This window comes from Streptomyces sp. MBT65 (assembly GCF_016612545.1).
In the GTDB taxonomy this organism is placed as follows: domain Bacteria; phylum Actinomycetota; class Actinomycetes; order Streptomycetales; family Streptomycetaceae; genus Streptomyces.
The window spans coordinates 1-12,651 of the sequence record NZ_JAENRY010000225.1; the positions used below are offsets into that span (position 1 = coordinate 1).

Annotated in this window: 12 protein-coding genes and 2 pseudogenes; 7 read left to right on the forward strand and 7 right to left on the reverse strand. The window is 69.9% G+C overall.

Annotation, left to right across the window (positions count from 1 at the left end; genetic code table 11):
* The first annotated feature begins 21 nt into the window (after positions 1–21).
* Positions 22–942, forward strand: a complete 921-nt coding sequence (locus JHN63_RS36720; protein WP_200689097.1) for a 4Fe-4S dicluster domain-containing protein — start codon at positions 22–24, stop codon at positions 940–942.
* A gap of 68 nt (positions 943–1,010) precedes the next feature.
* Entirely contained in the window at positions 1,011–1,904 is an 894-nt protein-coding gene (locus tag JHN63_RS36725) for a polysulfide reductase NrfD (protein ID WP_200689130.1), read from the forward strand.
* A 111-nt stretch (positions 1,905–2,015) separates the two neighbouring features.
* On the opposite strand, the pseudogene JHN63_RS36730 reads toward JHN63_RS36725, so the two are convergent.
* Together JHN63_RS36730 and JHN63_RS36735 are read right to left on the reverse strand one after the other, a co-directional pair.
* Positions 2,016–3,166, reverse strand: a pseudogene (locus tag JHN63_RS36730) (alcohol dehydrogenase catalytic domain-containing protein).
* 25 nt (positions 3,167–3,191) lie between these two features.
* A complete protein-coding gene (locus JHN63_RS36735; protein ID WP_200689106.1) occupies positions 3,192–3,794 on the reverse strand; it encodes a flavodoxin family protein in 603 nt (200 codons plus the stop codon).
* 281 nt (positions 3,795–4,075) lie between these two features.
* Between JHN63_RS36735 and JHN63_RS36740 the strand changes: the two genes are divergently transcribed.
* Entirely contained in the window at positions 4,076–4,735 is a 660-nt protein-coding gene (locus JHN63_RS36740; RefSeq protein WP_200689107.1) for a hypothetical protein, read from the forward strand.
* 61 nt (positions 4,736–4,796) lie between these two features.
* A complete protein-coding gene (locus JHN63_RS36745) occupies positions 4,797–5,414 on the forward strand; it encodes a class F sortase (protein ID WP_200689108.1) in 618 nt (205 codons plus the stop codon).
* A gap of 370 nt (positions 5,415–5,784) precedes the next feature.
* On the opposite strand, the pseudogene JHN63_RS36750 reads toward JHN63_RS36745, so the two are convergent.
* Positions 5,785–6,976, reverse strand: a pseudogene (locus JHN63_RS36750) (PP2C family protein-serine/threonine phosphatase).
* A 311-nt stretch (positions 6,977–7,287) separates the two neighbouring features.
* Between JHN63_RS36750 and JHN63_RS36755 the strand changes: the two are divergent.
* The 3 genes from JHN63_RS36755 (at position 7,288) to JHN63_RS36765 (ending at position 9,816) form a co-directional block, all read left to right on the forward strand.
* Positions 7,288–7,761 carry a hemerythrin domain-containing protein gene (locus JHN63_RS36755; protein WP_200689109.1) on the forward strand — a complete coding sequence of 158 codons (474 nt, stop codon included), beginning with the start codon at positions 7,288–7,290 and terminating at the stop codon, positions 7,759–7,761.
* Positions 7,762–7,858: 97 nt separating this feature from the next.
* Positions 7,859–9,028 (forward strand): transaldolase, encoded by a 1,170-nt coding sequence (tal, locus tag JHN63_RS36760; protein WP_200689110.1) that lies wholly within the window; start codon positions 7,859–7,861, stop codon positions 9,026–9,028.
* Positions 9,029–9,501: 473 nt separating this feature from the next.
* A complete protein-coding gene (locus JHN63_RS36765; protein WP_200689112.1) occupies positions 9,502–9,816 on the forward strand; it encodes a hypothetical protein in 315 nt (104 codons plus the stop codon).
* A gap of 38 nt (positions 9,817–9,854) precedes the next feature.
* Here JHN63_RS36765 and JHN63_RS36770 read toward each other — a convergent pair whose 3' ends face one another.
* The 4 genes from JHN63_RS36770 to JHN63_RS36785 all read right to left on the reverse strand — a co-directional run.
* Positions 9,855–10,529 (reverse strand): HAD family hydrolase, encoded by a 675-nt coding sequence (locus JHN63_RS36770; protein ID WP_200689114.1) that lies wholly within the window; start codon positions 10,527–10,529, stop codon positions 9,855–9,857.
* Between the two features lie 7 nt (positions 10,530–10,536).
* Positions 10,537–11,502 carry an LLM class F420-dependent oxidoreductase gene (locus JHN63_RS36775; RefSeq protein WP_200689117.1) on the reverse strand — a complete coding sequence of 322 codons (966 nt, stop codon included), beginning with the start codon at positions 11,500–11,502 and terminating at the stop codon, positions 10,537–10,539.
* A 49-nt stretch (positions 11,503–11,551) separates the two neighbouring features.
* A complete protein-coding gene (locus JHN63_RS36780) occupies positions 11,552–11,896 on the reverse strand; it encodes a hypothetical protein (RefSeq protein WP_200689119.1) in 345 nt (114 codons plus the stop codon).
* 101 nt (positions 11,897–11,997) lie between these two features.
* On the reverse strand, positions 11,998–12,651 hold a 654-nt coding region (locus JHN63_RS36785), incomplete at its 5' end, for an AI-2E family transporter (RefSeq protein WP_200689121.1).

Here is a 12,651-nt window from a genome sequence, read left to right on the forward strand (position 1 = left end):
CACCGGAACGGACACAAGGAAATGACGGACCGTCACTTTCTGAGCGGCACGGAGCCCGACCCCGCACACGACGCCGGGCACCCCGAACCCCCGCCCCGCGTCGGCTTCTTCACCGACACCTCCGTGTGCATCGGCTGCAAGGCCTGCGAGGTCGCCTGCAAGGAGTGGAACGCCATTCCGGAGGACGGCCTCTCCCTCACCGGCACGAGCTACGACAACACCCAGGGCCTCGGCGCCTCCACCTGGCGCCACGTCGCCTTCATCGAACAGCAGAAGCCTCAGGTCCCGGCGCCGGAAGGACGTACCCAACTCCGCCTGGTCGAAGCCGAGTCGGAGCCTCCCGCCGAGCCCGGGGAGATGCGCTGGCTGATGTCGTCCGACGTGTGCAAGCACTGCACCCATGCGGCCTGCCTCGACGTCTGCCCCACCGGCTCCCTCTTCCGCACCGAATTCGGCACGGTCATCGTCCAGGAGGACATCTGCAACGGCTGCGGCTACTGCGTGCCCGCCTGCCCGTACGGCGTCATCGAGCAACGCCCCGAGGACGGGCGGGCGTTCAAGTGCACCATGTGCTACGACCGCCTCGGCGCCGGCCAGGAACCCGCCTGCGCCAAAGCCTGCCCGACCGAGTCCATCCAGTTCGGCCCGCTGGACGAACTGCGCCAACGAGCCGCGCTGCGTGTGGACCAGTTGCGCGAGGCGGGCGTGGACGGCGCTCACCTCTACGGTCAGGAACCCGACGACGGCGTCGGCGGCGACGGCGCGTTCTTCCTGCTCCTCGACCGGCCGGAAGTCTACGGGTTGCCTCCGAACCCGGTCGTCACCACCCGCGACCTCCCCGCGATGTGGAAGCACGCCGGTGCGGCGGCCCTCTCCCTGGTCGGAGCCTTCGCCGTCTCCTTCGCACTGCCCGGACTGCTGCGCAGGAAGGCGACACGGTGAACGACTCCGCGAACGGTTCCGGACAAGGCACGCGGCAGGGGCGTCGCAAGCGGCGCGGGGAGCAACTCATGGTCCCGCGCGCCGAGTTCGAGTCGTACTACGGACGCCCCATCATCAAGGCACCGTCCTGGGGCGCCCAGGACATCGCCGGGTACTTCCTCCTGGGTGGGCTGGCCGGGGCGGGCTCCGTGCTCGCGGCGGGCGCCCAGCTCACGGGACGTCCGACCACCGCCACGGCGATGAAGGTGTCCTCGCTCGCCGCCGCGCTCGTGCACGACCTCGGGGTGCCGAGCCGGTTCCCGAACATGCTCCGGGTGCTCAAGCCGACCTCGCCCATGAGCGTGGGGTCGTGGCTCCTCGCCGGCTATGGACCGGCGGCCGGTGCGGCGGCCCTCACCGCCGTCACCGGGCGACTGCCCAGGGCCGGGGCCGCCGCGACCGCCGCCGCGGCGCTGCTCGGACCGGCGATCGCCTCGTACACGGCCGTCCTGGCGGCGGACACCGCCGTGCCCGCCTGGCACGGCGCGCACCGCGAACTCCCCTATCTGTTCGCGGCGTCCGCGACGGCGGCGGCCTCCGGAATGGCCCTGCTCGTCGGTCCGCTGTCCGAGTCGGCACCCGCGCGTTGCGCCGCGGTGCTCGCCGCCGGTGCGGAGGAGGTCGCGACCCGGGCTGCCGAGCGACGCCTCGGCATGGTCGCGGAAACCTACCGCCAGGGCCGTGCCGGAACCCTGCTCCGCGCTGCCCGACTGCTCACCGCGACCGGCGCCACGACCGGCCTGCTGCTCGGCCGCCGCAGCCGCCCGGCGGCAGTCGTCGCGGGCCTCGCCCTCCTCGCGGGCTCGGCCTGTACCCGCTTTGGCATCTTCGCGGCGGGAGTCGCCTCGGCCGAAGACCCGAAGTACACGGTCGTGCCCCAACGCGCAGCCGCGACCCCCGGCGCGGCTGAGAATGAGAACTGACCGCTCCAGGACGTACACACGGTTCCCCGGCGCCCGCAGTCCGTCGAAACCGTCGGACTGCGGTCAGGGACAGTCCAGTTGAACAGGCGCGTATCTGGACACGTCGGCGGTTCAGGCTCCGGGGCGCAGCAGGGTCTTGATCATGCCGTCCTGCTTGGCCTGGAACGCCGCGTACGCCCGCGGCGCCTCTTCCAACGGCAGGTGGTGGGTGGCGAAACCGTCCACGCCGAGAGGGTCCTGATCGGTCAGCAGCGGCAGGATCTCCGGCACCCAGCGCCACACGTTCGCCTGCCCCATCCGGAACTGGAGCTGCTTGTCGAACATGCGCAGCAGCGGCAGCGGGTCCATGGCCCCGCCGTACACGCCGGAGAGCGAGACGGTCCCGCCACGCCGTACGAGATCGATCGCCGCGTAGAGCGCGCCCAACCGATCCACGCCCGCCTTCTCCATGAACGGCTGGGCCAGCGTGTCGGGCAGGAGTCCGGTCACCCACTGGGCGGCCTTGGTCCCCGCGTTGCCGTGCGCCTCCATGCCGACCGCGTCGATCACGGCGTGGGTGCCGCGCCCGTCGGCCAGTTCGCGCACCGCGTCCCCGAGGTCCTTCTCGTGACGGCGCAGGTCCAGGCAGGTTACTCCATGCGCGGACGCCCGGTCGAGGCGTTCGTCGACCAGGTCGACGCCGATGACCAGGCCGGCGCCCCGGTGCTGGGCGATGCGCGCGGCCATGTCGCCGATCGGGCCGAGTCCGAGCACGGTGAGCGATCCGCCGGGCGGCACCGCCGCGTACTCGACGGCCTGCCAGGCGGTCGGCAGCACGTCGGAGAGGTAGACGAAGCGGTCGTCGGGCGGACCTTCGGGCACCTTGACCGGGAGAGCGTTGCCGAACGGCACCCGCAGGTACTCGGCCTGTCCGCCCGGTACCTGCCCGTACAGCTTGGTGTAGCCGAACAGGGACGCGCCGGAGCCGTACTCCCGCACCTGCGTCGTCTCGCACTGCGAGTGCAGGCCCTGGGAGCACATGAAGCAGGTGCCGCAGGAGATGTTGAACGGGATGACGACCCGGTCCCCGGGGACGAGGGCGCGCACCTCGGGGCCGACCGCCTCGACGACGCCCATGGCCTCGTGGCCCAGGATGTCGCCCTGGTCCAGGAACGGCCCGAGGACTTCGTACAGGTGCAGGTCCGATCCGCAGATGCCGGTGGAGGTGATCCGTACGATCACGTCGTCGGGCTGTTCGATCAGGGGGCCGGGACCGTCTCCACCCGGACGTGGGGCTGTGGAGAGGGATCAGCTGGGCGGGTAGGGCGCGCTCTGGAGCAGGCTCGCCAGATGGACGGCGTTGGCGGCGAGCGTCTTGGTGGTGGCGGCGACGGCTTCGGGGGTCTTGTCGAGGTCCTGGTAGTCGGTGCTCTGCTGGGCTTCGCCGACCCAGTAGGTGACCGCGCCGGGCGGCAGGGAGAACCCGAGGTCGTTGAGCCCCTGGAAGAGGTCGGCGCTCACCTTGTGCGCCCCGTCCTCGTTGCCCACGACGGCCACCAACCCGACCTTCCCGTAGGGCAGTTGCCGGCCCTGTTCGTCGGTCTCGGAGATGTCGGCGTTGAGCCGCTCCAGCACGCGCTGGCAGAGGCTGGCGGGGTGGCCGAGCCAGATCGGGGTGGCCAGCAGGACGATGTCGGCGGCCATCACCTTGTCCCACAGCTGCGGCCAGTCGTCGCCCTCCCCCAGGTCGCGGGCGATGCCGGGGCGGATGTGGTGATCGGCCACCCGGATCGTCTCGCCCTGGACACCGAGGTCGGCGAGCTCGGACATGACCTGTCCGGCGAGGCGGTGGCTGCTGGAAGGGGCGGGGGAAGCGGTGAGCGTACAGACGAGTGCCACGGCGCGGATCATGAAAACTCCCGGTGGGGGTGGGGAGGCCGGAGGGGGTCCGGCCTCGGACGCGGAGCAGGTTCTTGTTCCTGCCGTCCTGGAGGGCTCCGAGTACCCGGGATTCCAGGTTCGACGCGAGCGGTGCCGCGAGCGCGTCGGACCCACCCTTAACGCGTAATGGTCCATTTGAGTTGTTTCCTATTTTCCCAGCAGCGCCTCACCACGTTCTTTGACTTTCCATGACATTCATTACGGGCTCGACGGAAAAGTACGACAATCATTCTGGCCCGAAGGAGTCCAGCATGATCATGTCCTCTTTCCTCCGCTCCCGTAGTGCCCTCGGGAGTGCCGCGGTGACCGCCGTCCTCGCCGGTGCCACCGTCGCGGGAGCCGGAGCGGCCTACGCCGCTCCGGGGGACAGCGGCAACATCGACATCCGCTCGGTCGACTGGCACTCACGCGGCAGCGACGGAGTCGAGGTCTGCGAGTTCGTCCTCGTCGCGAGCAACTTCGAGTCGTTCCCGGCGGTCGCCTGGACGATCACCGCGCAGCCCCCGACCATCCCGCCCGGCGACACACTGCAAAGCACGCTGCCGCTGATCAACGGCTCGGCGCACAGCGCGAAGTACCTTCTCCCGCACGGCACGTACCAGCTGGTGTGGACCACCCCGTCGGGCCCCAAGCAGAGGCGGTTCGCGGTGGACTGCCGCCGCCACGCCCAGCCCGCACGGCCGGAACAGCAGAGCCGTGGTCCCGCCGCGATCGTCCCGGGCCGCGAGTACAACAAGCCCACCGGCGGTGTGCCCGCCGGCGGCGGAGGCGTCCCGGACATGGAGAACCTCAGCTCCGAGAGCGACTCGAACGCCGGGACCACCACCGCGCTGACCGCCGGCGGGATCGCCGTCGCGGCGCTCGTCATGGTCCGCCGAGCCTCGCGCCGCCGTGCCCGCCACGACGCATAGCCATCATCGACGCCCACGACCACGGCGACGACGAGGCCCCACTCGTGCGGTCCGCCTGTCGATGACGCTGTGTGCGACCTTCTCGCTGGTGACGGGCGTCGTCTGGACGTTTTCGGACACCTCCGACACTCCTGCGGTCACCGCCGCCCGCGCCAATGACGCCGCGGGCGGCGGCGCTCCCCCGGCCCGACAGGCCCCGCACGCACCCCTGGCACGCTCCGTCCCGGTGAAGATCTCCATTCCCGCCATCTTCATCGAGGCCCCGGTGACCGACCTGGACCTCGACAAGAGGGGGAAGCTGGGGGCTCCGCCACTGGGCAGGCCGAAGGTGGTGGGCTGGTTCCGCGGCGGTCCGTCACCCGGCGAGGCGGGAACGTCCCTGATCGTCGGTCATCGCGACACCAGGACCGGGCCGGCGATCTTCCTCAACCTCAACGCCCTGCACCCGGGTGACTCGGTGAAGGTCACCCGGGCGGACCGGACGACCGCCGTCTTCACTGTCGACGAGGTGAAGAGGTACGCCAAGGACAAGTTCCCCGACAACAAGGTGTACGGAGCCACCAACCGCCCCGAACTTCGACTCATGACGTGCGGCGGAAACTTCGACAAGAAACACGGCTATTCGGCCAACGTCGTCGTCTTCGCCCACCTGGTCTCGGTCAAGAAACAGAAATCCTGAGCACGAAAAGTGACGCGGAAACGGCCGGCACCTCAAAGGCGAGGTGACCGGCCCGCCCGCGTGTCCGGGGCGAGGAGGTCATCAGCGTCGGGGGTTGGTCGGCGGCCATGCACCGACGAGGGACCAGCCGTACGCGAAGGCGAAGCACGACGACATCGACAACCGCTCGTCGAGAAGGCCGCGGGCGGCGGGACACCCGTGATGGACGGAGGCCCGGAGGATCCGGCGGGGCGCGGCGCGCGACCTCCCCAGGCAGTACGCCGCCCCCGCCATCGCGCTGCGATTACCCGCGAACTGCCGCCCTACGCCCGTCCGGAGGCGCGTACACGCCCTGCGCGACGTCCGAAGGGCACCATGACAAGGCGCAGGCTCAGGGGCTCGCTCGACGACTCGCGCAGTCGGGACTGTGCCGGTCCAGACACAGGACGGTGGCGTCGTCTTTCGGCAGGCCGCCGTTGTAGGCGTCGGTGACCGCGGCGACCAGGGCGCGTACGACGTCGCGCGGATGCTCGGCGCGATCGTATGGAGCAAGGCGGGGAGGTCGACCGTTTCGGCCTGGCGTTCCTGCATGCCGTCGGTATAGAGGAGGAGGCGGTCGCCGGGGCGCAGGTCGAGGTCCTGTACTTGGTAGGGACCCTGTTCCGGCAAACCGAAGAGCAGGTTCACAGCCAGGCGCAGTTCCTCGACCGTGCCGTCGCTCAGCCGCAGCGGCCAGGGATGGCCGGCATTGACCAGCTGGGCGCTGCTCCCGTCCAGGGCGATGCGCAGCAGTTGGCCGGTGGCGAACGTCCGGCGGCCGTGGTCGAGGAGGGCGCGGTGGGTCTGGCGGGCCTGTTCGGCGAGGTCCGCTCCGGCGCGGCGGGCGCCACGGGAGGCGTTGACCAGGAGGGTGGGCACGAGCGAGGCGTTGACGTCTTGGCCCATGGCATCGATACCGGCAGATGCAGGGTGTCACGGTCGAGGCTGTAGTCGTAGGTGTCTCCGGCGATGCCGGAGGCCGGGATCAGGGCGCCCGCGAGGGTGAACTCGGGGGCCTTCGCAGGAAGCGGCCGAGGCAGGAGCTGGCGCTGGATGTCCGCGGCCGGACTGACCGAGGTGGTGCGGTTGCCCCAGTGGTACAGGTCGGTGGAGCGGCGGTCGGTGACGATGATGTACGCCAGCGCGTGCGCAGCCTCCTCGACCTGCTCCAGCACGTCCTCGGTGACCCCGTCCAAGAACAGCTCCAGAACGCCGATGGTGTCGCCGCGGTTGGTGACCGGGGCAAGCACCCGCTGTCCATCCTCGCTCCTCGGGGCCCGCACCACCTTCTGGGTGCGCAGCACCTCGTCGTAGACCCCTCGGCCGGCCAACGGGACCTGCACGGCGCGGTGTTCGGGCCGCCCAGCCACCGTGTTCCCGACTCGCAGCAGGCGCTGTCCGACGATGTCCACGAACAGGAACGACACGTACCGCGCACCGAACCGGTCACGCAGATTCCGCGCCACGACATCGAGGGAGTCCACCGGCGCCGCATCCTCCGCAGCCGCCAGAACCTCGGCTGGTCCGATCCAATCCCTCGCCACGCCGGCCTCCTCGGGTGCGGACGACGCTCCCCGCCGACATGACATCACGTGCCACGGAGAGCGACGCGACCAGGCCTGAGGTGCTCCCTTCCTCTGGCACAGCGGCCGCCCGCACGACGCCGCCTCGGACCACCTTCACCGACCCGGACAGGACCGAACATGGCGAAAAGGTGCGCTTCAGGCGAGTCGGTCGCGCTGCGCGGGGTAGCCGGAGCGCGGGAGACGAGCTTGTTTCGGTGTTCCGCCGACAGAAGCGCCCCGCCGTACGGGAAACGTACGGGAAACGTACGGGACGAAGCGAAGGAGTGCCCATGGACGCGATCGTGCTGCTCAAGGAAGACCACCAGACGGTCGAGACGCTGTTCAAGGAGTTCGAGCAGGCCGGGGACCGGGCTTACAAGACGAAGCGGAAGATCGCCGACAAGGTGATCGAGGAGCTGACGGTCCACACCTGGATCGAGGAGAAGATCTTCTACCCCGCGGCGCGCGCAGCCGTGCCGGACACCACCGATCACGTGCTGGAGAGCGTCGAGGAGCACCACGTCGTGCTGTGGATGCTGTCCGAGCTGGCGGGCCTGGACCCGGAGGACGAGCGCTTCGACGCCAAGATGACGGTCCTCATGGAGAACGTGCGGCACCACGTCGAGGAAGAGGAGAAGGAGTGGTTCCCCCAGGTCCGCTCCGCCCTCGGCCGCAACCGGCTGGGCGAACTGGGCGACCAGCTCACCGCCGCCAAGCCCGCCGCTCCCCGCGACCCGCTCCGGGTTCCCAGCGCGCACGAATGACCTGCGCGGGACCGCGAGAGTCCGTGGAGAGCCGCGTCCCGCCCCGTCCGCCGGAATTGAGTTTCCCCGCGGACGGCACACCGTTTGGAGATCCGGCATGTCCGATTCCACTGTGTCCGACCCGCTCGCCGACCTGACCGCCGCCGGGGTGTCGATCTGGCTCGACGACCTGTCCCGCGAGCTGCTGGCCGGCGGCGAGCTGGAGAAACTGATCGCCGACCGGCATGTCGTCGGGGTCACGACGAACCCCACGATCTTCGCCTCCGCGCTGTCCCGTGGAGACCGCTACACCGAGCAGCTCCGCAGGCTGGCCGCCGACGGCGCGAACGTCGACGACGCCGTCTTCGCCCTCACCACCGACGACGTACGAGCCGCCTGCCGCGTCTTCGCCCCGATCCACGAGATGACCAGCGGCCTGGACGGGCGGGTGTCGATCGAGGTCGACCCCCGGCTGGCCAAGGATTCCGACGCCACTGTCGAGCAGGCGGTGAAACTGTGGGACGCCGTCCAGGAGCAGAACCTGTTCGTCAAGATCCCGGCCACCCGGGAGGGACTCACGGCCATCACCGAGGTCGTGGCGCTCGGGATCAGCGTCAATGTCACCTTGATCTTCTCGCTGGACCGCTACCTCGCGGTGATGGACGCCCATACGGCCGGCCTGGAACGGGCCCGGCAGGCCGGGCTCGACCTGACCGGCATCCATTCGGTCGCCTCGTTCTTCGTCTCGCGCGTCGACACCGAGGTGGACCGCCGCCTCGACGCCATCGGCACACCCGAGGCCCTCGTACTCAAGGGTGAGGCCGCGGTCGCCAACGCCCGTCTGGCGTACCAGGCATACGTGTTGGCGGCCATGGAGCCGCGTCGGCAGCGGCTGGCCGAGGCGGGCGCCCGACCGCAGCGCCCGCTGTGGGCGTCCACCGGGGTCAAGGACCCGGCCTACCCCGACACGATGTACGTCGGCGAGCTGGCCATCCCCGGCACCGTGAACACCATGCCCGGCACCACCCTGGCCGCGTTCGCCGACCATGGCACGCTTCCCCATGACGCACCGGCGGCCGACAAGTACGTGGCGGCACATGACCACTTCGCGGCTCTCGCGCGCGTCGGCGTGGACTTCGCCGACGTCACCGACACCCTGGAACGCGAGGGCTTGGCCAAGTTCGACAAGAGCTGGGCCGAACTGAGTGCCGACGTCAGCCAGGAGATGCGCACGGCCGACGCCGACCACGAGGGCGCGACGCCGATCTCCCCGGAAGCAGCCGGATAACCCCTGCGGAACGGCAACTTGCCGACTGTGGAAGGGCATCGGACGGAAACGGGGATGGGAATGAGGATGCTGGATCTCGACGCGTTCGTCTCCGCGCCGATCGCCGTGACCCGGGCCGGGGATGGGCCACCGTAGTCCTCCGCGCGCGCACGAGCTTCTCGGCAGCACCGTGGCACCGCCGCCGCACCTACGCTCGGACCTCGGCCGCTGACCGATGTCCGCGAGCCCGCGAGCCCGCGGAGGACGCTGCCGTAGCAGCCCAGGAATCGGTGGACGAAGGCCGGGAAAGTCCGGCGGGGAGCGGCGCGCGACCTCCCCAGGCAGTGCGCCGACCCCGCCATCTCGCTCCGATCACCGGCGACCTGCCGCCTTACGCCCGTCCGGAGCCGCAAGCACGCCATGCGGATCGCCCGACCGCCTCACCGGCAGGCGAACTCGCCCCGCTGACGGGGTGTTCTGGCAGGGTGAGCCGCATGGACGACGGAGCCCTCCCGTTTCTTCACATCAGGAATGAGTCCGGTGCGATCGCGCGGTGCGGTCGGCCGGGCTCCACCAAGCATGTGAAGGGGTTCATGGCGGCTCTTCTGCTTGTTCCGTTGCTGCTGGTGTCCGGGTGCAAGAACAGCTACCAGCAGCAGTACGAGGAGGGCTACAGAGCCGGCCAGGACGAATCAACCGTGTGCGAGGAGTACGTCACACGAAGCGGGAGGGAACCGTCCCGGCACTGGATGACAGGCTGCTCCGACGCCGCTGCGGGCCGACCGGCCGATCCACCGCATTCTCGGTGACTGGCATCGTCGGCCTCGACGGTGTCCGAAGGACCAGGTCACTGAATGCCGGCGAAAACGCTGGAGTCCAGGCGTCCGAGAAGGTCGGCGGGGTCCCGGTACACGACATGGGCACCGGCGCTCTCCAGGTCCGCGCGCGGTATCCCGCCCGACAGCACCGCCACCGGAACCACTCCGTCCCGTACGGCGGCCTTCATGTCCCAGACCGTGTCACCGACGAACACGGCTCGCTCACTCGGTACGCCGGCGAGTTCCCTGGCCTGCCGGACCGGATCGGGGGCGGGTTTGCCGTCGGCGACGTCGTCCGCGCTGGTCGCACCGAGGATGACGTCGTCCGCGTCGATGGCACGGCGTAGCGCGGAGAGTTCCGCACCGTTCGCCGAGGTCGCCAGGACGATCTCCCAGCCTCGCCCGGACAGGGCGCGCAATAGGTCGCCCGCCGCCGCCAACGCCGGCAGCCGCTCGAAGTACGTGGCGTACAGGGCGTGGTGGGCCGCGACGAGCTGCTCGTCCTCATCGGGATCACGGTCGTCGCCGCCGAGCAGGTGATCGAGCAGGTCGCCGCCGCTGAGGCCCACAGCACGGTGGATGTCCCGCATGGGGACGTGGCGGCCGGCCTGTCTGAACGCCTCCCACCAGGTGACGACGTGGAGGTGGTTGGTGTCGACGAGCGTTCCGTCGACATCGAAGATCGCAGCACGTTTCGTCGTCATCGCACGCTCACAGTCCCCGCAGGGCGGGCAGCAGCTTCTGCTCGGCCCACTCCAGGTAGGACTCCTGGTGCTCGCCGCCGATCTGCACGAGGGCGACCTCGGTGAACCCCGCGTCCGCATACGGTCGTACGGCCTCGACGACCGCGTCCACGTCGTCGCCGCACGGAATGGACTCGGCCACGTCCTCGGGCCGTACGAACCGCGTGGCGCCGGCGAACGCGGCGGGTCCGGGGAGTTCGGAGTTGACCGGCCAGCCGCCGCCGAACCAGCGGAACTGGTCGTGGGCGCGGGCGATGGCCGCGTCGCGGTCGGTGTCGTAGCAGACCGGTAGCTGGCCGACCTTGGGCCTGCCCGTGCCGCCGTGGCGGTCGAACTCGGAGATCAGTTCCGGCCGGGGTTCGGTGGCTATCAGCAAGTCGGCCAGCCGGCCCGCGAGTTGGCACGAGCTGTGGCCGGAGACGGCGACGCCGATCGGCGGGAGCGTCTCGGGCAGGTCCCACAACTTGGCGTTCTCCACGTCGAAGTGGGCGCCGTGGTGGTTGACGCTCTCGCCCGCGAGGAGTGAGCGGATGATCTCGACGGCTTCCTCCAGCTTCTCAAGCCGGACGTGTGCGGCGGGCCAACCGCCGCCCACCACATGCTCGTTGAGGTTCTCCCCGGAACCGAGACCGAGGCGGAAACGCCCCCGGGAGAGGAGTTGCAGAGTCGCGGCCTTCTGGGCGACGACCGCCGGGTGGTAGCGAGTCGTCGGGCATGTCACGTACGTCATCAGGGGAATGCGTTCGGTGGCCTGCGCGGCGGCGCCGAGCACGCTCCACGCGTAGGAGGCGTGGCCCTGGGACTCCAGCCAGGGGAAGTAGTGGTCGGAGGTGACCGAGAAGTCGAAGCCGGCGCGCTCGGCGCCGACCACATGGCCGACGAGCTCTCGCGGGCCGGCCTGCTCGGTCATCATCGTGTACCCGATTCGCACCATGCGGCTCATCTCCTCGTGGTTCGACTACGCGCGTACGGTCTCCCCCTCGTCACTCCTTGGTCGCGAGCCGCAGGTCGACCTCCTTCTCCTGGTCCCCCGACGCGGCACCCCAGTGTTCGACGGCGAACGTGGTGCTCAGGGCTTCGAACAACTGGTCCACTGCGACGTAGTCGCCTTGCAGCGTGGCGGCGACCGACCCCTCCAGGGGCATCGGACCGGTCGGGACCCATTCCTGCGTCGGCTCGAACTCCGCGCTCCACACGGCCGAGCGATCACCCGGCTGCTCCTGGGGCACCTCGTCGGAGGGGCGGTCCGTGGGGAACGCCGTCCGCAGGACTCCGAATACGGTGGCGGCGTCCTCCTTGGACGCTCCGGTGAGGGACACGGTGACCATCGGGGGCACTCTCCTTGGGTACTCGGGGACTCCGAGTGCGGGTACCCATCTCATGTCATTTCAGGCACCCGGAACACCGACAACCGGCATCCCGGCAACCGTCATGTCCGTTCCTTCTTGGGAAACACGTACTCGTCGAGGACCAGGCCCACGGCGACCGCCGCCGGGATGGCGACGAGGGCTCCGATGATGCCGAGGAGCGCCCCACCGACCAGCACCGCGACGACGGTGACCAGCGGATGGACGTCGACGGCGAACTTCATGGCCCTGGGCACGATGAGGTAGTCCTCGGCGACGCGGAAGACGACGTAGAAGACCGCGGTCGCGATCGCGATGGGCAGGGACACCGACAGCGCGACGAGGCTGACGACGATTCCGGCGAGGGTGGAGCCGACGATCGGGATCAGGTCCATCAGGGCGGTGAAGACGCCCAGCGCGGCGGCGTACGGGACACCGGTGGCCACGCACCAGCCGAAGGTCGCCACGCCCGCGATACCGGAGGTGACGAGGTTGCCGAGCATGAACTTGCCGATGCGGCTCATGATTTCCTCGGCCACGCCCTCGACGCGCTCACGGCGACTGGCCGCCACGAAGCGATAGCCGAACTGCTTCATGGTCGGCAGGGCCGCCATGCAGTACAGGGTCACCGTGATCACGATCGCCGTGGACGTGACGGTGCTCAGCACGATCTGGCCCGCGCCCAGGACACCTCCCGCCAGGCCGGACGCCCCGCTTCCCGAGCCGATCTGCTCCTT